An 18496-nucleotide genomic window follows, 5' to 3' on the forward strand; every position below is an offset into this window, starting at 1 on the left:
GCCAAGCCTAGGCGGGCCGCGTCGCTAGATTGGGCGAGGTGACGGATCCTGCAGGCGAGCGCTACACCCACGGCCACCACGAGAGCGTGCTGCGCTCGCATATCTGGCGCACCGCCCACAACTCGGCGGCGTACCTGCTGCCGGAGCTCCGGCCCGGCATGAGCATCCTCGATGTGGGATCCGGGCCCGGCACGATCACCGCCGACCTCGCCGAACTCGTCGCCCCCGGCCGCGTGGTCGGGGTCGACGCCTCCCCGGAGGTCGTCGCGCAGGCGCGTGCTCACGCCGCTGAGCGGGGGATCCGCAACATCGAGTTCCACGTCGGCGACGCGTACGCGCTCGACGCCCCGGACGACGCGTTCGACGTCGTGCACGCCCATCAGGTGCTGCAGCACCTCTCGCGGCCGGTGGAGGCGCTCGCCGAGTGGCGCCGCGTCGTCCGCCCGGGTGGTCTCGTGGCGGTGCGGGAGTGCGACTACGGCGGGGTGATCACGTATCCGTCCTCACCCGGGCTCACCTCGTGGGCGGCGCTCTACCAGCAGGTGCACCGCAGCAACGGGGGCGAGCCGGATGCCGGCAGGCGCCTCAAGTCGTGGGCGCGCGACGCGGGGTTCTCCTCGGTCGAGGCGACCGCGTCGGTGTGGTGCTTCTCGACCGACGACGAGCGCTCCTGGTGGGGCGGGATGTGGCGCGACCGCGTGCTCGCCTCCGCGTTCGCGGGCGATGCGATCGGTCGTGGATTCGCCTCCCGCGCCGACCTCGAGGCGATCAGCTACGCGTGGGCGCAGTGGGCGGTCGACCCCGACGGGTGGATGGTGTTCCCGCACGGCGAGATCCTCGCGCGGGCGTAGCGACGGCGGCCGAGGCCGCGGGCCGTTCGGCCAAATCTGCTCAGTCGAGCTGGTCGCGGATGACGGAGCCGTCGTGCGCGACGCGCAGGCGCGTGCCGTCGTCGAGTTCGACCACGGGGCGGCCCTCCAGCCAGGTGAGCGTCCAGCGCCACTGCGCGGTGTCGACCTCCGCCAGCTCGGCCTCGACCTCGCGGATCGCCGCGACCACGGCCTCCGGCACCCTCGGGGGCACGTCGCCGCCGACCGGCCAGCGCGTTCCGAGCTGCATCAGCCCCTCATCTCGTAGGTGAGCCACGTGGTGCGTGTGGCGATGCGGTCGTAGAGCGCCTGCGCGGTCGTGTTCGTCTCCGCCGTGATCCAGCGGAGGGTGCCACCGGGCGTCACGGCGCGCTCGGCGACCGCCTCGATGAGCGCGCGTCCGGCACCGGTGCCGCGCACCTCGGGATCGACGAAAAGGTCGTCGAGGTAGCCGTCGCGTCCGCCCGTGAAGGTGTCGGGGTGCGTGCGCCAGTGGGCGAGGCCGATCACCTCACCGTCTCGTTCCGCGACGAGCGCGTTCACGCCGGATGCGACATCGAGCATGAGCGCCCACACGGCGTCGAGCACCTCGTCGGTGAAGTCGGTCTCGTAGAACTCGCCGTACGCACGGAACAGCTCCCTCCACCTCGCGGCGTCGGATGCGGTAACCGGGCGGACGGTCGTCATCACGCCTCCTGCGGAACGAGCACCACGTCGCTCACCGCGACCTCGGGGGCGTCGACGAGGTCGAGCCGCGCGATCCGTCCGACGGCGCGGAGGTCGTCCGCCGCATCCGCGAGGATCGCGGGCCCGGCGAGCGTCGCCGAGGCGACCTCCGTGCGCTGCGAGGCCTTCGCATCCGTCTTGGCGCGGCGGATGCCGATGAGCGCCTCCGACACGGCGGGCAGCAGTCCGCGCGGCGCCTCGACGGCACCGAGCTCGTCGACGCTCGGCCACACGGCGGTGTGCACCGAGCCGTCGTGTGTCCAGCGCCACACCTCCTCCGTGGCGAACGGGAGCACGGGAGCGAGCAGACGCAGCATGACGTCGATCGCGAGGCGCAGCGCCGCAACCGCGGATGCCTGTGCGGCGCCTTCGCCCGTGTAGGCGCGCTCCTTCACGAGCTCGAGGTAGTCGTCGCAGAAAGTCCAGAAGAACTGCTCCGTCACCTCGAGCGCGCGGGCGTGGTCGAAGTCCTCGTAGGCCCGGGTCGCATGGTCGATCACGCGGCCGAGCTCGGCGAGCATGTCGAGGTCGAGCGGCTCCGAAACAGCCGCGCCGTCCGCGAACGGGAACGAGTACACGAACTTCGCCGCGTTCAGCACCTTGATCGCGAGTCGTCGGCCGATCTTGATCTGCTTCGGGTTCTGCGGGTCGAACGCGGCATCCGTGCCGAGGCGGCTCGATGCCGCCCAGTAGCGCACCGCATCCGAGCCGTGCTCGTCGAGCAGGCCCTGCGGGGTCACCACGTTGCCCTTCGACTTCGACATCTTCTTGCGGTCCGGGTCGACGATGAAGCCCGAGATGCCGGCGTGCGCCCACGGGCTCACCCCGTGCTCGAGCTCGGCGCGCAGCACGGTCGAGAACAGCCAGGTGCGGATGATGTCCTGCCCCTGCGAGCGAAGCGCGTACGGGAACACCAGGTCGAACAGCTCGGGGTCGGTGCCCCAGCCACCCGCGATCTGCGGGGTGAGGCTCGAGGTCGCCCAGGTGTCCATGATGTCCACCTCGCCGACGAAGCCGCCGGGCACGCCGCGCTGCGACTCGTCGTAGCCGGGAGCGGCATCCGACGACGGGTCGACCGGCAGCGACGCCTCATCCGGCACGATCGGCTGATCGCGGAGGGCCTCGCCCTCGGCGTCGAGCGGATACCAGACCGGGATCGGCACGCCGAAGAAGCGCTGCCGCGAGATGAGCCAGTCGCCCGTGAGGCCGCCGACCCAGTTCTCGTAGCGCACGCGCATGAAGTCGGGGTGGAAGTCGATCTCGCGACCGGCCGCGAGCAGCCGCTCGCGGAGCGCCTCGTCGCGGGCGCCGTTGCGGATGTACCACTGGCGGGTCGAGACGATCTCGAGCGGCTTGTCGCCCTTCTCGAAGAACTTCACGGGGTGGGTGATCTTGCGGGGCTGGCCGATCAGCTCGCCCGACTCGGCGAGCAGCTCGACGATGCGTGCCTTCGCGCTGAACACCGTCTTGCCCGCGAGCTCGGCGTAGGCCTCGCGCCCGGACTCGCTGAAGAGCTCGGCGGCGGGCGCCTCGGCCAGCAGACGCCCGTCGAATCCGATGATCGCGCGGTTCGGCAGACCGAGCTCGCGCCACCAGACGACGTCGGTCACGTCGCCGAAGGTGCAGATCATCGCGATGCCGGATCCCTTGTCCTGCTGCGCGAGGTGGTGCGCCACGACCGGCACCTCGACGCCGAAAATCGGGGTCGTCACGGTCGTACCGAAGAGGCCCCGGTAGCGTTCGTCGTCCGGATGCGCCACGAGCGCCACGCACGCGGGCAGCAGCTCGGGGCGGGTCGTCTCGATCTCGACGGTGGAGCCGTCGGGCTTGTGGAAGCTCACGCGGTGGTACGCCGCGGGCTGGTCCTTGTCTTCGAGCTCCGCCTGCGCCACCGCGGTGCGGAAGGTGATGTCCCAGAGGGTCGGCGCATCCGCCTGGTATGCCTCGCCGCGCTCCAGGTTGCGGAGGAAGGCGCGCTGCGCGACGCGCTGCGCCTCGTCGCCGATCGTGCGGTAGGTGAGATCCCAGTCGACCGAGAGCCCGAGCGTGCGCCAGAGCTCCTCGAACTGCTTCTCGTCTTCGGCGGTCAGCCGCTCGCAGAGCTCGATGAAGTTGCGGCGCGAGATCGGCAGCTGGTCGGCGGCCTTGCCGGACGTGCCCTCGCCGCCCTCGAAGGGCGGAGTGAAGTCGGGGTCGTAGGGGAGCGAGGGGTCGCAGCGGACACCGTAGTAGTTCTGCACGCGGCGCTCGGTGGGAAGGCCGTTGTCGTCCCAGCCCATCGGGAAGAAGAGGTTCTTGCCGCGCATCCGCTGGTAGCGGGCCACGAGGTCCATGTGCGTGTAGCTGAACACGTGACCGATGTGGAGGCTGCCGGATGCGGTGGGCGGCGGGGTGTCGACGGCGAACACGGAGCCCTTGCCGGCCGCGAGAGCCGCGGGCCGGTCGAAGCGGTAGGTGCCCTCGGTCTCCCAGACCTTCCGCCAGGAGGACTCGAGTCCTTCGAGGGCGGGCTTCTCGGGAATGGCAGACGTCACGAATGGCTCCGGTTCGCTATGTGCGGCACCGCGTCAAGGGGTGCCTGAGTGTGGAAATTGCCCCCCAATCCTACGTTCCCCGATCCGCCGAGATGTCCCGTTTTGGTCATCTCGCGCGCCAGACGGCGCGAGATGACCAAAACGGGACATCTCGCGGGATCGGGATGAGGGATCGGGGGATGGGGATCGGGCGGACGGGGTGCGGTCAGATCTCGGTGATCGTGAGGGTTTGGGATTGGGTGGTGCCGTCGGGGCGCTGGACCGTGATCGTGTAGCGCTGTTGACGGTCGGGCTGGCCGCACTGGTAGTCGATATCGAGGGAGTCGGACGGCTGGAACTCGCCGTACGGCTCCGCCTGCGCGTCGTCGGTGCCGACACCGAACCACACCCGCTGACCGGTCGTCGCCCAGCTGAAGCTGAGCGGCACCGACCCGCCGCCCGAGGCGGTGCAGTCGGCCGTGTCGCTCGACGAGGTGAAGCTCGCGATCACGTTCTCGGGCTCTTCCGACGGTTCCGCGCTCGGGGTCTCCGACGGCTCTTCGCTGGGTGGCGCCGAGGTGGTCTCGCTCGGGGTCGGCGTGTCGGACGGGGTCTCGCTGGGTGCGGGCGTCGATCCGGACGACACCCCGATCCAGATGAGCAACCCGATGAGGGCGAGCAGCAGCACGCCGCCGATGATCGACAGCGCGATGATCGCCCCATTGCGACGCTTGGGCGCCTCGTTCGCCATCGCCTCGCGGCGGGTCGGGGGAGGAGGCGGAGGCGCGAAGCGCTCGGTCGGCGCGTCCGATCCCGGTGCGGGCATCGATGCAGCCTCGGGTGCCGGCTCCGCGAAGCGCTCCGTGGGCGCGGTCGCGTCGTCGGGTCGAGGGTCGTCGCCTCCGCTGTCGCGGCCTGCGCCTGGCTCTCCTTCAGGCGGCGGGAACCCGTCCGGGTAGCGCCGAGTGGGGGTGTCGTCGCTCACGCGGTCAGCCTAGGGCGCGACGGCGCGTGCGTCACCTGCTCACATATTGTTCTATATGAAATAGAACTATATGATCAACGCATGCTCATCCGCGTCGACCCCGCGTCTGACGTGCCGATCTACGACCAGATCGCCGCTTCGGTCCGCGCCGATGCGAGCCGTGGGGCGCTCCAACCGGGCGATCGGCTCCCCGCTGCCCGCGAACTCGCCCTCGCGCTCGACGTGAACGTGCACACGGTGCTGCGCGCGTACCAGCAGCTCCGCGACGAGGGCCTCATCGACCTGCGGCGCGGGCGGGGCGCCGTCGTCACCGACGAGGCGTCCCGTTCATCGGGACTCGTCGTCTCGGTGCGCGCGCTCGTCGCCACAGCGCGGCGCGACGGTGTGCCGCTCCAGACCGTTCTCTCCCTGATCCGCGAGGAGTTCTCCGCATGACACGCATCGCTCGCCGTCGCCTGCCGATCTCGGTGTGGGTGGTCACGCTCGCCGTGCCGCTCACCGCCTCGGCCATCGGCGTCGGCCTTCAACTCGCCTGGCTCCCCGAGCTGCCGGATGCCGTCGTCGTGCACTGGGGGGTCGACGGACCGGACGGCTTCGCCGCACCCGGGGCCACGATCTGGCTGTCCGCCCTGTTGGGGCTCGGGCTTCCCGCGCTCTTCACCATCATCCTGGCCGCCGCGCGTTCGTCGCAGTTCAGCATCGTGCAGAAGCTCCTGGCGTGCACTTCTGCGGCATCCGGGGTGATGGTCGCGGTGTTGACCACGGCATCCCTCGGGGTGCAGCGGGGCCTCGTCGAGGCGAGCGCCGCGCCGAGCATCGCCCCCTGGGTTGCGATCTCCGCCGCGTGCGCCCTTGCGGTCGGCCTTGCGTCCTGGTTCAGCATGCCCGCCGCCCAGCCCCGCACTCACGTTGCGGAATCCGTCGAGGCGATGCCGCTCACCCCGGGGGAGCGCACCGTCTGGCTTGCTCGCACCCGCATCTCCACGGGCGCAGCGTTCGCGATCATCGCGGCGATCGTGATCGCGTCCGGTGCCGTCGCGCTTGCGATCGCCATGACCGCCGGGGCCACGTGGCCTTTGGCCCTCGTGCCGCTCCTGCTGCTCTGCCTGGCCGCGATCGCCATCGCATGGACGGTTCGGGTCGACCCCTCCGGTCTCGTCGTGCGGTCGGCTCCGCTCGGCGTGCCCGCCGTCCGGATCCCCGTGCGCGACATTGCGCGGGTCGAGACCGTGCAGATCGAGCCGCTCGCCGACTTCGGCGGCTGGGGATGGCGGTGGGGTCCTGGCCGGGGGTTCGGCGTGATCGCTCGTGCCGGAGAGGCGCTCGACGTGGAGCGGCGAGATGGCCGCAGGTTCGTGGTCACCGTCGACGACGCATCGACGGCGGCAGCTCTGCTCGCGGCCTACGCGCAACTGCCCGCGGAGAGCTGATCGACGCACCCCTCAGGCGCCGACCTCAGGTGCGTCCCTCGAGCGCTCCCGCGACGAGCGCCTCTGCCCGCGCAATCGCCTCCTCGGCGGGCAGTACCCCTGTCAGCACGTGGCCGAGCAGGTGGGTCGCTGCGATCGCCGCGGTGCGCGCCGCGCGGCCCGGATCCGCGGGAGTGCTCCAGCGGGCGACCGCCCGATCCGCGAGCACGGATGCCGCATCCGCCCGATCGGTCTCGCCGCCGTCGCGGGCGTGTGCGGTCGTCGCTACGAGGTGCGCCCACAGCGCCGCCGCATCGTCGGCAGGATCACCGGTGCCCGCGGTGTCGATGTCGATCACGCCGGTGAGACGCGAGGGGTCGGCGGGGTCCAGGAAGAGCTGCCCGAGGTGCAGGTCGCCGTGGATCGTCGCTCGGGGACCGGGTGGTTGCAGCAGCCCGGCGACGGCCCGGTCGAGGGCGGCGAGCCGGTTCGCCGCGTGCGGCACGACCTGGGTGACGCGGCGCCGGTACCAGTCGAACCGCACGGCGAGTGAGGTGCGGGCGGGCCCCTCGGCGGGGACGGATGCGATCCGCGCACGCAGGGCGTCGATCGCGTCGAGCAGTCTGTCGGGCTCGGCTGCGGGCAGCACCTCCGTCGCGGGAGCCCCCGGCTGCTCAGCGAGCACGATCACGCCCGTCGGGAACCACCCCTCCGCCGCCGGAACGGGGATCCCGTGGGCGATCCAGGTGGCGTGGCGCTCGGCGAGGGCCTGAGCGGAACCGGGCGCGACGACCTTGAGATACCGCACGCCGCCCGGCCAGGTGACTCGCACGACGGCGCGCTTGCCGGGCCGGTACGTCGCCACGTCGAGGGCGACACTCGGCGGGACCCCCGGCACCCCGACCGCGGCGAGCAGGCCCGCCGCCCGGCGCGGCAGCACGGCGTCGGCGAGGGCGGGCAGGCGCGGGTCGTCGGGGTAGAACCACACGGCCCGCTCGTCGCCCTGCTCGTCGCGCAGCCGCAAGACGCCCGAATGGTGCACGTCCGGTGGCGCCGTCTCGATGTAGACGAGCCGCTCGCTACGCACCCCGGCGTCGTCCGCGAGAGTCAGCGCGTAGCCCGTGACGATGCCGCCGGGCCCCGCCTCGGCGCTGACGAGTCGGCCCGCGTGGAACCGGAGGCCGACCGACGCCGCGACGGCCTCGAGGAGAGCCCGCTCCGCTGTCGTCTCCGGCATCCACCCATCCTGCCGTCCCGTGCGCCGTGAGGGTACGATGGATGCCATCGACTGCGATCCGGCCATCACCGGGGAGTCCTCGGAAGAAACCCTGCGGGGCGTAGAACCGAGCGGGTGCGCCCGTCATCGCGTGAATGAGCGGCCGGGCATCTACGGATGCCGGGCAAGCGAGGTGGTACCGCGGCGAACGTCGTCCTCGTGAAGTGATCCCACGAGACACGGACGGACCGCATGAGCTACCCCCGCCACCACGACGCGCACGCCGCCGAACAAGCAGGCGTCCCGTCGTCTCCGCGCTTCCCCGACCTCGAGCGCGAGGTGCTCGCCTTCTGGAAAGAAGACGGCACCTTCCGGGCCTCGATCGACCAGCGCGAGGGGGCGCCCGAGTGGGTGTTCTACGACGGCCCGCCGTTCGCCAACGGCCTGCCCCACTACGGCCACCTGCTCACCGGGTACGCGAAGGATGTCTTCCCGCGCTTCCAGACGATGCGCGGCAAGCAGGTGCACCGCCGGTTCGGCTGGGATACGCACGGCCTGCCCGCCGAGCTCGAGGCGATGCGGCAGCTCGGCATCACCACGAAGGACGAGATCGAGCACATGGGCATCGCCGCCTTCAACGCGAAGGCGCGCGAGTCGGTGCTCCGGTACACGCAGGAGTGGGAGGACTACGTCACCCGGCAGGCGCGCTGGGTCGACTTCGAGAACGACTACAAGACGCTCGACGTGAGCTTCATGGAGTCGGTCATCTGGGCGTTCGCGCAGCTGCATGAGAAGGGCCTCGCCTACGAGGGCTTCCGGGTGCTGCCGTACTGCTGGAACGACGAGACGCCGCTCTCGAATCACGAGCTCCGCATGGACGACGACGTCTACCGCACCCGTCAGGACCCGTCCGTGACGGTGACGTTCCCGCTCGTGGGCGAGAAGGCCGAAGCGCTCGGCCTCACCGCCGTCAACGCGCTCGCCTGGACGACCACCCCGTGGACCCTCCCGACGAATGCGGCGCTCGCCGTGGGCCCCGAGATCGACTACGTCGTGCTGCCCGCGGGCCCCGCCGGTGCCGCCGACGGATCCGAGGGGGGCGCCGCCCGCTACCTGCTGGCTGCTGACACGGTCGCGTCGTACGCGAAGGACCTCGGCTACGCAGACGCCGCGGATGCGCTGGCGGCCGTCGAGGAGCGTCGCTACCGCGGCGCCGAACTCGGGGACGTGCAGTACGACCGCCTCTGGGACTACTACGTCGACGCCTACGGCCCGAATGCGTTCCACATTCTCGTGGCGGAATACGTTGCGACGGGCGAGGGGACGGGCGTTGTGCACCAGTCGCCCGCCTATGGTGAGGACGACCAGATCGTGACCGCGGCCGCCGGCATCCCGGTCGTCCTGTCTCTCGACGACGGCGGACGCTTCCGCCCCGAGGTCGCCGAGGTCGCCGGTCTGCGCTGGGACGAGGGCAACAAGCCCCTCATCCAGAAGCTGCGCGCCGAGAAGCGCCTCTTGCAGCTGAAGAGCTACGAGCACCCCTACCCGCACTGCTGGCGTTGCCGGAATCCGCTCATCTACAAGGCCGTCTCGAGCTGGTTCGTGCGCGTCCCGGAGTTCAAGGACCGCATGGGCGAGCTCAACCAGGAGATCACCTGGGTTCCCGAGAACGTCAAGGACGGCCAGTTCGGCAAGTGGCTCGCGAACGCGCGCGACTGGTCGATCAGCCGCAACCGCTACTTCGGCAGCCCGATCCCGGTGTGGAAGTCGGACGACCCGGCGTACCCGCGCGTCGACGTGTACGGCTCGCTCGCCGAGCTGGAGCGCGACTTCGGGCGCCTGCCGCTCGATGAGAACGGCGAGCCGAACCTGCATCGCCCCTACATCGACGAGCTCACGCGCGTGAATCCGGACGACCCCACGGGCCGCTCGATCATGCGGCGCATCCCCGACGTGCTGGATGTGTGGTTCGACTCCGGGTCGATGCCGTTCGCGCAGGTGCACTACCCGTTCGAGAACCGCGAGTGGTTCGACACCCACAACCCGGCGGATTTCATCGTCGAGTACATCGGGCAGACGCGCGGCTGGTTCTACACGCTGCATGTGCTTTCGACGGCGCTGTTCGACCGTCCGGCCTACAAGAACGTGCTGAGCCACGGGATCGTGCTCGGCTCCGACGGTCAGAAGATGTCGAAGTCGCTGCGGAACTATCCGAACGTCTCCGAGGTGTTCGACCGCGACGGTGCGGATGCGATGCGCTGGTTCCTGCTCTCCGGATCCGTGATCCGCGGTGGCAACCTGAGCGTCACCGAGGAGGGCATCCGGCAGGGTGTGCGGGAGCTCATGCTCCCGCTCTGGTCGAGCTACTACTTCTTCACCCTCTACGCGAACGCCGCCGGATACGACGCGCGCCGTCGCACCGATTCGGCGCATCCGCTCGACCGGTACCTGCTCGCGAAGACACGCGACCTGATCGAGACGGTGACGACCCACCTCGACCAGTTCGACACTCCGCTCGCGGCGGAGGCGCTGCGCGACTTCGCCGACGTGCTCACCAACTGGTACGTGCGCCGCAGCCGCGACCGTTTCTGGTCGGGCGACGACACCGACGCGTTCGACACGCTCTTCACGGTGCTCGAGACCCTGACGCGCGTGGCGGCCCCGCTGCTGCCGCTCGTCTCGGAGGAGATCTGGCGCGGCCTCACGGGCGGGCGCAGCGTGCACCTCACCGACTGGCCGGATGCGGCGGAGTTCCCCGCCGATCCCGAGCTCGTGACGAGCATGGACCTCGTGCGTGAGATCGCCTCGGCGGGTCTCGCCCTGCGCAAGGCGCGCGGGCTGCGGGTGCGTCTGCCGCTCGCCGGCGCGACGGTCGTGGCGCACGGCTCGGAGAGCCTCGCGGACTTCGCCGACATCCTGCGCGACGAGCTGAACCTCAAGGAGTTCTCGCTCGCCGAGTCGGCGGAGTCGAGCCTCGCCGACTTCGGCATCACGCGGCGCCTCACCGTCAACGCCCGTGCCCTCGGCCCCCGGATCGGCAAGGACGTGCAGCGCGTGATCCAGGCGGCGAAGGCGGGCGACTGGTCTGCCGACGGTGCGGTCGTCGCCGGAGGAGTCGAGCTCGTCGAGGGCGAGTACGAACTGGTTCTCGAGGCCGCCGACCCCGCCAGCGCGATCGCCTTCCTGCCCTCGGGAGGATTCGTGGTGCTCGACACCGCGGTCACCCGCGAGCTCGTCGCCGAAGGGCTCGCGCGCGACGTGGTGCGCGCCGTGCAGCAGGCTCGCAAGGATGCCGGACTCGAGGTGACCGACCGTATCGCGCTCGGCATCGCCGGCGACGCGGATGCCGTCGCGGCGATCGAGGCTCATCGCGAGCTGATCGCGGGGGAGACGCTTGCCACGAGCCTCGTCGCCCGCGAGGCTGAGGGGGGAGCGACGCCGGTCGGCGATGGCTCCGCTGTGACGATCGAGGTGGCGCGCGCATGAGCGCAGAGGACGACTTCCGAGAGGCCGCCGACGCCGCGTACGCCGAGCTGCTGGGACGGATCGGCGAGGCGGCCCCGCAGCCCCGCCTCGAGCCGACCCGCCGTGCGGTGGAGCTGCTGGGCGACGTGCACCGGGCGGCTCCCGTCATCCACATCACGGGCACGAACGGCAAGACCTCCACGAGCCGGATCATCGAATCTCTCCTGCGCGCCTCGGGGCTGCGCACGGGGCTCCTCACGAGTCCGCACCTCGAGCGCGTCACGGAGCGCATCCTCATCGACGGCGAGCCGATCTCGGACGAGGCGTTCGCGCGCAACTGGGACGACATCCGGCCGTATCTGCTGATGGTCGACGCGGAGCTCGCTGCGGACGGCGAGGAGACCCTCACGTTCTTCGAGGCGCTCACCGTGCTCGCGTTCGCGAGCTTCGCGGATGCCCCCGTCGACGCCGTCGTGCTCGAGGTCGGCATGGGCGGCGAGTGGGACTCGACGAACGTCGCCGACGGCCAGGTCGCGGTGTTCACGCCCATCGCGCTGGACCACATGGCCAGGCTCGGCGCGACCGTCGAGCAGATCGCGCGCACGAAGGCCGGAATCATCAAGCCGGCCGCGACCGTCGTGACGGCCATGCAGCCGATCGAGGCGCTCGACGAGTTGCGGGCCGCTGCGGCACAGAACGAGGCGCCGCTCGTGATCGAACGGATGGACTTCGCGCTCGAATCGACGACCGTCGCCGTGGGTGGTCAGCTCGTCGACATCCGCGGACGCGCCGGACGCTACAGCGATGTCTTCCTGCCGCTCTACGGCGGACACCAGGCACAGAACGCCGCCATCGCGATCGTCGCGGTCGAGTCGTTCCTGGGCGATGGCAACTTCGCGCTCGACGCGGATGTGGTCGCCGAGGGCTTCGGGCAGGTCACCTCGCCCGGTCGCCTGCAGCTCGTTGGCATCGACCCGACCGTGCTCGTCGACGCCGCCCACAATCCGCACGGAGCGGCGGCCCTCGCGGCCGCGGTGCGGGAGTACTTCGACTTCGACGAGTTCGGCTTCGTGCTGGGGGTGCTCGCCGACAAGGACGCCCACGGCATCGTCTCGGAGCTTGCGGCCCTCGCTGCGCGGGTCGACGTGACCCAGTCGAGCTCGGAGCGCGCCATCCCCGCCGACGAGCTGGCCGAGCTCGTCCGTATGGACGTCGCCCCCGACCTCGTCGCGACGCACGCGGATGCCGAGGAGGCGATGCAGGCCGCTCGCGCGTGGGCCGCCGAGTCCCCGCGTCGCGCCGTCGTCGTCACCGGATCCATCACGCTCGTCGGCGACGTCATCGCCCTCGCCCGCGAGGAGGGTTGGAAGTGACCGACGCTCCCGCCCCGCGAACTCGGGTCCGCCGCGCACGTTCACTGCGCGAGACGCTGCTCTCGATCGTGCTGCTGCTCGAGGCGATCATGCTGTTCTTCGCGGCCCTCGTGGTGTTCGGGCTCGACCGCCTCGACCCCGACTGGAGCGCGCTCGTCTACGGCGGCATTCTCATGGCGGTGCTCGCGATCCTCGCCGGCATCCAGCGCTGGACCTGGGCCGTGTGGGCTGGCGGCGCGCTGCAGCTCGTGATCATCGCGACGGGCGTCGTCGAGACGGCGATGTTCTTCGTGGGGGCGGGCTTCGCCGCCATGTGGATCTACTGCTTCGTGCGTGCCGGCCAAGTCGAGGCGCAGAAGTCCGCCTGGCTCGCCGCGAACGCCCAAGCGGAGGCCGAGGCCGCCGCATCCGAATCGACCTCACCGACCTCAACGACATCGACCGCACCGACAGAAGGAGACGCATCGTGACCGCCGTGGAAGAGACCCTCGTCATCGTCAAGCCCGACGGGGTGGCCCGCAACCTCACCGGCGAGATCCTGCGCCGCATCGAGGCGAAGGGCTATCAGCTGGTCGACGTGCGACTGCTGCAGGCCGACCGCGACCTGCTCGCCGCCCACTACGAGGAGCACGAGGGCAAGCCGTTCTACGAGCCGCTCGTCGAGTTCATGGAGTCGGGTCCCGTCGTCGCGATGCGCGTCGCCGGGAACCGCGTGATCGAAGGGTTCCGCGCCCTCGCAGGCACCACGGATCCGACGAGCGCCGCTCCTGGGACGATCCGCGGCGACCTGGGCCGCGACTGGGGCCTCAAGGTGCAGCAGAACCTCGTCCACGGGTCCGACTCGCCCGAGTCGGCCGCCCGCGAGCTGGCGCTCTGGTTCCCGGTGGACTGATGTCCGCCGAGGCGCCCGGCGCGCCGATCCCGCTCGAGACGCTTCCGAACCTGCGCGATGTGGGTGGCTGGCCGACAGCCGACGGGCGCTACGTGCGCCGGGGCGTGCTCTACCGTTCGACCGCGCTCGATCGGCTGAGCGACGCGGATGCAGAGGTCCTCGCCGGGCTCGGCATCCGCTGCGTGGTCGACTTCCGCACCGAGACGGAACGCACCTCCCAGCCCGATCGCGAGCTGCCGGGTGTGCGGGCGCTCGCCGAGGACCTCCTCGCCGACTCGCAGATCGCGATCCCCGCGCAGCTGCAGGCGTTCTTCCGTGATCCGGGTCAGGCGGCAGGCTTTCTCGCGAGCGGTCGTGCGGACGACGCGATGCGCGCCGCGTACAGCGAGATCATCTCGCTGCCGAGCGCGCGTGCGGGGTATGCGGAGTTCTACCGCCTGCTGCTCGCGGACGACGACGTTCCGCTGCTCTACCACTGCACGACCGGCAAGGACCGCACCGGATGGGCGACGGCCGCGCTGCTCGCGCTGCTCGGGGTGTCGGAGGCCGACATCTACCGCGAGTACCTGCTCACGAACGAGCAGCTGCTTCCTGCCCTCGAACCGGTCATGGCCCGATTCGAGGCGAGCGGCGCCTCGCGCGACAAGCTCATCCCCGTGCTCGGTGTCGACGCGAGCTACCTCGACGGCGCCTTCGCCGCGGTGCGCAGCGAGTTCGGCGACATCGAGGGGTACTTCACCGACGGCCTCGACATCACCCCCGACGAGCAGAACGCCCTGCGGGAACGGCTCACCTCAGACGCTTGAGCCGCCCAGACGCCTGAGCCGACCAGCGGGCCGACCCGTTCGCAGGCCTGCTGATCAGAGCTTCGCCTGCTCCGCCTCAAGGAATGCCGGGAAGTCCATCGTCGAGCTGTCCCACGTAGTGCCGTTCACGATCACAGTCGGCGTGCCCTGCACCCCCGATCGCGAGGTGGCGGTCGTGACCCACGGAGTGAAGGTCTCGTCCGTGATGCACTGGGTGACGTCGTCGTTCGTCACACCCGCACCTTCCACGACGGAGACGATCTCCGCGTTGGTGAGACCGGTCGTCTGCTCGTCCGGCTGGTTGGCGTACATCGCCGCCATCACGTCGAGGAAGCTCTCGGGCTGGTACTCGGCGACGCATGCCGCGACGTTGTTGGAGCGCGTGGAGTACTCCGAACCCAGGAAGAGGCGGTCGAGGATCGCGACCGGGTGGACCTCGAGCGTTGCGCTCCCATCTGCCACGAGGCTCTGAATCGACTCGGAGTACGTCTCCTCGAACGCCTTACAGGCGGGGCAGGAGAAGTCCACAAGGGTCACGATGTTGAGCACACCTTCGCGCTGCTCGGTGGGCTGGGGGTCCTCGCCCGCCTGAACAGCCGGAGTCGCGACGTACGTGACACCGCCGTCGCCGTCCGCCTCGAACAGGATGCCGTCGCTGATCATGTTCGCGGGCCCATCGACTGCCTTCGGCGCGGGCTGCAGCGCGACAACTGCCCAGATCACGCCTCCGACGATCGCGAGGATCGCGACCGATGCGACGGTCGGGATGAGCCACCGGAGCGTCTTCTGCCGCTTCTGGGCCTTCTCGCGCTGCGCTCGAGCCGCCTCGCGGGCCTCTTCGCGGCGCTGGTTCTTCGTCGGTCGGGGCGAATTGGTCACGAGAGAATCCTGATTCGGTCGGGATCGGAGATCGCTGGGAAGTCGGTCTCGAGTCTATTGCGAGGCGCTCGGGCGCTCAGAACAGGCTCTGGACGACAGGGAATTGCGTCTGGGCGATCACGAAGATGATCACCATGATGAGGATGCTGATGGGGGCGACCCAGGGCTGGAGCGCTCGTCCCGCCCGCTGGGCACCCGACCCGAAAACGCCCTCCGCCATATTGCGGAAGGTCACCGCGAGGAATGTCGGATAGGTGATCGACCAGGTGAGCACGCAGTAGGGGCAGAGCGTGTTGAGGTCGAAGATTGACTGGGTGGCGAGCCAGATGACGAACACCACGGCGAGCGCGACGCCCGCGTTGAAGACGATCCAGTACCAGCGCGGGAACCGCACCCCGGCGAGCACGGCCACTCCCACGACGATCGGGGCCATCCAGGCGATGAGCCCGATGATGGGGTTCGGGAATCCGAAGAGCGAACCCTGCCACGACTCGAGGTTCTTGCCGCACTGTACGAACACGCTCACGTTGCAGCTGAGGACCGCATCCGGGTTCTTCAGCACCTCGATCTTCTCGAGGGTGAGCGCGAAGGCGGCAATCTCGCCGATGATGCCGGCGAGCACGAGCCAGATCCCGAAAACCCACGCGCGCCGGGGCGTGGAGTGCTGATCCTCGTCGAATTCGACGAGGTCTGACTCGTCGTCGTAGGCGGCCGATGCTGTGGCGGTCATGGCGCGATTTTCCCACGGCCAGAGTGGGGAAACGCCGGGAACCGCGTCTCCGTGCGATAATCGTGCCAGCCGCCTCATCGGCGGCCTACCAAGCTTGACCGGGCATACCGGGCCATATAGGGGGCAGCACCCGCCGCGTCGGGAGTGGACCTCCGTCGGATAGCCAGCTCCGATCGGCTGTGACAGAGCCACCGCGACCGACCGCCGTGCGAGGTCGCGATCGACATGAAGGATTAGCGGCCCGCTCAGGCGGAGTCGCGGGAGAGTACCGGGAGCCGGCGCGGCCGCCCCGGGCAAGGAGTGCACCAGCGATGGTGGAAAACGACGCACCCGAGACCGACTCGACCGGCGCCGAGGCGGTGGAGCCGACCAAGCCCGCCCGCCGCACGCGGTCCCGCAAGAAGGCGGCAAAGCCCGAGGCGCAGGCGCCCGCAGCCGAAACGCCCGTTGCCGAGGTGCCCGAAGCGGACCTGCCCGCGGCCGACGTGGTTGAGGCAGAGCCCGAGGCCGCGACCGAGGCGGAGGCTGCTGCTGCCGTCGAGTCCGGCTCTCCGTTCGCACTGCTCTTCCAGGCGCCCCCGCCTCCGCCCCCCGGCGCCTCCGCGCCCGCCGCGGAGACCGACGAGCAGGCTCCCGCAGGTGCCACTTCGCGCCGCCGCAACCGCCGCCGTGCAGGCGATGCTCCGCGCGAAGGCGACGACGCCCCGGGCGCCGTGACCAAGGTCCGTCAGCCTCGCCAGCAGCCGGCACCCATCACCGAGCCGCAGAAGGTCAAGGGCTCCACGCGTCTCGAGGCGAAGAAGCAGCGCCGACGCGACGGCCGTGACGCGGGCCGCCGCCGCCAGGTCATCACCGAGGCCGAGTTCCTCGCGCGCCGCGAGTCGGTCGATCGCGTGATGGTGGTGCGCAGCAAGTTCGGCCGCATCCAGATCGGCGTGCTCGAGGACGGCGTGCTCGTCGAGCACTACGTCGCGCGTGCGCAGGATGCGAGCCTCATCGGCAACGTCTACCTCGGGCGCGTGCAGAACGTGCTGCCGAGCATGGAGGCCGCCTTCGTCGACATCGGGCGTGGCCGCAACGCCGTGCTCTACTCGGGCGAGGTCGACTGGGAGGCCGCTGCCGCGAACGCCGAAGGCGACGCCAAGAACCAGCCCCGTCGCATCGAGCTCGCGCTGAAGCCGGGCGACCGCGTACTCGTGCAGGTCACGAAGGATCCGGTCGGCCACAAGGGCGCGCGCCTCACGAGCCAGGTGAGCCTCCCGGGGCGCTACCTCGTGTACGTGCCGGGCGGATCGATGAACGGCATCAGCCGCAAGCTCCCCGACACCGAGCGCGCCCGGCTCAAGAAGATCCTCAAGGAGGTGCTCCCCGACGACGCCGGCGTGATCGTGCGCACGGCAGCCGAGGGAGCCACGGAAGAGCAGCTGACGCTCGATGTGCAGCGCCTCACCGCACAGTGGGCCGAGATCCAGCGCGCGGTCGAGACGCAGCAGGCTCCGGCGCTTCTGCACTCGGAGCCCGACCTGCTCATCAAGATCATCCGCGACGTCTTCAACGAGGACTTCCAGAAGCTCGTCATCGCGGGCGATGACGCTCAGGCGACGATCGAGAAGTACCTCACGGCCGTCGCCCCGGACCTCGTCGACCGCGTGGAGCGCTACACCGGCGAGGTCGACAGCTTCGACCAGTACCGCATCACCGAGCAGATCGAGAAGGCTCTCGAGCGCAAGGTGTGGCTGCCGTCGGGCGGATCGCTCATCATCGACCGCACCGAGGCGATGACGGTCGTCGACGTCAACACGGGCAAGTTCGTCGGATCCGGCGGCAACCTCGAAGAGACGGTCACCAAGAACAACCTCGAGGCGGCCGAAGAGATCGTGCGGCAGCTGCGCCTGCGCGACATCGGCGGCATCATCGTGGTCGACTTCATCGACATGGTGCTCGAATCGAACCGCGATCTCGTGCTGCGCCGCCTCGTCGAGTGCCTCTCGCGTGACCGCACGAAGCACCAGGTGGCCGAGGTCACCTCGCTCGGGCTCGTGCAGATGACCCGCAAGAAGCTGGGCCTCGGGCTGCTCGAGTCGTTCAGCGAGAACTGCGAGGTCTGCGCGGGCCGCGGCGTGATCGTGCATCACGACCCGGTGTTCAAGCACCGCGGATCGGCAGCGGAGTCCTCGGGCGGTGGGTCGTCCCGCAGCCGACGCGGACGCGGAGGCAACGGCAACGGTGGCAACGGCGGCGGAAACGGCAACGGAAACGGGCACGGCTCGGCCCCGAAGGCGGCTCCCGTGACCCACGAGATCACCGACGACGTGCGCAACGCGCTCGCGAAGATCGCGTCGTCGACGGTGCACCACGACGCCGATGCTCCCGCCGACGCCCTGCCCGAGCCCGCCCCGGAGGCGGTGGCCGAGGCCGTCGCGGACGCTCCCGTCGAGATCCTCGACCTCCCGATCGTCCCGGTCCGCGCGCAGGCGCAGAAGCCGGCCGTCGACCCGGATGCCGTGCTCGGCTCAGTCCTCGACGCGCTGCCCGAGCCGAAGGCACCCGGTCAGGGGCGCGGCCGTCGCTCGCGGAGAGCCTCGTCGGCCGCCGGATCGCCCACGGGCCAGGCGGAGACGCCCCAGGGCTGA

Annotated in this window: 16 protein-coding genes; 9 read left to right on the top strand and 7 right to left on the bottom strand. The window is 70.3% G+C overall.

The features are described 5' to 3' along the window. Window positions 1–38 precede the first annotated feature (38 nt). Entirely contained in the window at window positions 39–851 is an 813-nt protein-coding gene (locus FVQ89_RS07550) for a methyltransferase domain-containing protein (protein ID WP_147901214.1), read from the top strand. A 40-nt stretch (window positions 852–891) separates the two neighbouring features. Here the strand turns inward: FVQ89_RS07550 and FVQ89_RS07555 are convergent, their stop codons facing one another. The 4 genes from FVQ89_RS07555 to FVQ89_RS07570 all read right to left on the bottom strand — a co-directional run bounded on the left by FVQ89_RS07555 (window position 892) and on the right by FVQ89_RS07570 (window position 5093). Further along, window positions 892–1119, bottom strand: a complete 228-nt coding sequence (locus FVQ89_RS07555; RefSeq protein ID WP_147901215.1) for a hypothetical protein — start codon at window positions 1117–1119, stop codon at window positions 892–894. Then, the gene (locus FVQ89_RS07560) at window positions 1119–1556 is read right to left on the bottom strand and encodes a GNAT family N-acetyltransferase (protein ID WP_147901216.1); all 438 of its coding nucleotides are present in this window, start codon (window positions 1554–1556) and stop codon (window positions 1119–1121) included. Before FVQ89_RS07560 ends, FVQ89_RS07555 begins: the two co-directional genes overlap by 1 nt. Then, window positions 1556–4129: a valine--tRNA ligase gene (gene valS / locus FVQ89_RS07565; RefSeq protein WP_147901217.1), complete on the bottom strand. Its 2574-nt coding sequence runs from the start codon at window positions 4127–4129 to the stop codon at window positions 1556–1558. Before valS ends, FVQ89_RS07560 begins: the two co-directional genes overlap by 1 nt. A 205-nt stretch (window positions 4130–4334) precedes the next feature. Continuing rightward, a complete protein-coding gene (locus tag FVQ89_RS07570; RefSeq protein WP_147901218.1) occupies window positions 4335–5093 on the bottom strand; it encodes a hypothetical protein in 759 nt (252 codons plus the stop codon). A gap of 81 nt (window positions 5094–5174) precedes the next feature. Between FVQ89_RS07570 and FVQ89_RS07575 the strand changes: the two genes are divergently transcribed. Next, a complete protein-coding gene (locus FVQ89_RS07575; protein WP_147901219.1) occupies window positions 5175–5528 on the top strand; it encodes a GntR family transcriptional regulator in 354 nt (117 codons plus the stop codon). Then, window positions 5525–6523 (top strand): DUF1648 domain-containing protein, encoded by a 999-nt coding sequence (locus FVQ89_RS07580; protein WP_147901220.1) that lies wholly within the window; start codon window positions 5525–5527, stop codon window positions 6521–6523. Before FVQ89_RS07575 ends, FVQ89_RS07580 begins: the two co-directional genes overlap by 4 nt. A 25-nt stretch (window positions 6524–6548) precedes the next feature. Here FVQ89_RS07580 and FVQ89_RS07585 read toward each other — a convergent pair whose 3' ends face one another. Beyond that, window positions 6549–7739 (bottom strand): aminoglycoside phosphotransferase family protein, encoded by a 1191-nt coding sequence (locus tag FVQ89_RS07585; protein WP_187264946.1) that lies wholly within the window; start codon window positions 7737–7739, stop codon window positions 6549–6551. A gap of 231 nt (window positions 7740–7970) precedes the next feature. Between FVQ89_RS07585 and ileS the strand changes: the two genes are divergently transcribed. The 5 genes from ileS to FVQ89_RS07610 are packed head-to-tail and all read left to right on the top strand — an operon-like array spanning window position 7971 to window position 14254. Next, entirely contained in the window at window positions 7971–11204 is a 3234-nt protein-coding gene (gene ileS / locus FVQ89_RS07590; RefSeq protein ID WP_147901222.1) for an isoleucine--tRNA ligase, read from the top strand. Beyond that, complete coding sequence (locus FVQ89_RS07595) at window positions 11201–12556, top strand: folylpolyglutamate synthase/dihydrofolate synthase family protein (RefSeq protein ID WP_147901223.1); 1356 nt, start codon at window positions 11201–11203, stop codon at window positions 12554–12556. The genes ileS and FVQ89_RS07595 overlap by 4 nt, the downstream gene beginning before the upstream one ends. Then, window positions 12553–13026, top strand: a complete 474-nt coding sequence (locus FVQ89_RS07600; protein WP_147901224.1) for a DUF4233 domain-containing protein — start codon at window positions 12553–12555, stop codon at window positions 13024–13026. Before FVQ89_RS07595 ends, FVQ89_RS07600 begins: the two co-directional genes overlap by 4 nt. Beyond that, window positions 13020–13448 carry a nucleoside-diphosphate kinase gene (gene ndk / locus FVQ89_RS07605; RefSeq protein WP_147901556.1) on the top strand — a complete coding sequence of 143 codons (429 nt, stop codon included), beginning with the start codon at window positions 13020–13022 and terminating at the stop codon, window positions 13446–13448. The genes FVQ89_RS07600 and ndk overlap by 7 nt, the downstream gene beginning before the upstream one ends. Then, window positions 13448–14254, top strand: coding sequence for a tyrosine-protein phosphatase (locus FVQ89_RS07610; protein ID WP_147901225.1), 807 nt, complete (start codon window positions 13448–13450; stop codon window positions 14252–14254). Before ndk ends, FVQ89_RS07610 begins: the two co-directional genes overlap by 1 nt. A gap of 54 nt (window positions 14255–14308) precedes the next feature. Here FVQ89_RS07610 and FVQ89_RS07615 read toward each other — a convergent pair whose 3' ends face one another. Next, complete coding sequence (locus FVQ89_RS07615) at window positions 14309–15133, bottom strand: thioredoxin domain-containing protein (protein ID WP_147901226.1); 825 nt, start codon at window positions 15131–15133, stop codon at window positions 14309–14311. 76 nt (window positions 15134–15209) lie between these two features. Further along, on the bottom strand, window positions 15210–15863 hold the full coding sequence (locus FVQ89_RS07620; RefSeq protein WP_147901227.1) for a vitamin K epoxide reductase family protein: 654 nt from the start codon (window positions 15861–15863) through the stop codon (window positions 15210–15212). A 206-nt stretch (window positions 15864–16069) separates the two neighbouring features. Here FVQ89_RS07620 and FVQ89_RS07625 point away from each other — a divergent pair, with 206 nt between their 5' ends. Continuing rightward, window positions 16070–18496 (top strand): Rne/Rng family ribonuclease, encoded by a 2427-nt coding sequence (locus FVQ89_RS07625; RefSeq protein WP_370454458.1) that lies wholly within the window; start codon window positions 16070–16072, stop codon window positions 18494–18496.

Source organism: Homoserinibacter sp. GY 40078 (assembly GCF_008017545.1).
Classification (GTDB): Bacteria; Actinomycetota; Actinomycetes; order Actinomycetales; family Microbacteriaceae; genus Homoserinibacter.

Coding starts and splice junctions, on each gene's coding strand:
- FVQ89_RS07610 (WP_147901225.1), top strand. CDS start 13,448: ATGTCCGCCGAGGCGCCCGGCGCGCCGATCCCGCTCGAGACGCTTCCG.
- ileS (WP_147901222.1), top strand. CDS start 7,971: ATGAGCTACCCCCGCCACCACGACGCGCACGCCGCCGAACAAGCAGGC.
- FVQ89_RS07560 (WP_147901216.1), bottom strand. CDS start 1,556: ATGACGACCGTCCGCCCGGTTACCGCATCCGACGCCGCGAGGTGGAGG.
- FVQ89_RS07585 (WP_187264946.1), bottom strand. CDS start 7,739: ATGCCGGAGACGACAGCGGAGCGGGCTCTCCTCGAGGCCGTCGCGGCG.
- FVQ89_RS07555 (WP_147901215.1), bottom strand. CDS start 1,119: ATGCAGCTCGGAACGCGCTGGCCGGTCGGCGGCGACGTGCCCCCGAGG.
- FVQ89_RS07580 (WP_147901220.1), top strand. CDS start 5,525: ATGACACGCATCGCTCGCCGTCGCCTGCCGATCTCGGTGTGGGTGGTC.
- FVQ89_RS07575 (WP_147901219.1), top strand. CDS start 5,175: ATGCTCATCCGCGTCGACCCCGCGTCTGACGTGCCGATCTACGACCAG.
- FVQ89_RS07595 (WP_147901223.1), top strand. CDS start 11,201: ATGAGCGCAGAGGACGACTTCCGAGAGGCCGCCGACGCCGCGTACGCC.
- FVQ89_RS07620 (WP_147901227.1), bottom strand. CDS start 15,863: ATGACCGCCACAGCATCGGCCGCCTACGACGACGAGTCAGACCTCGTC.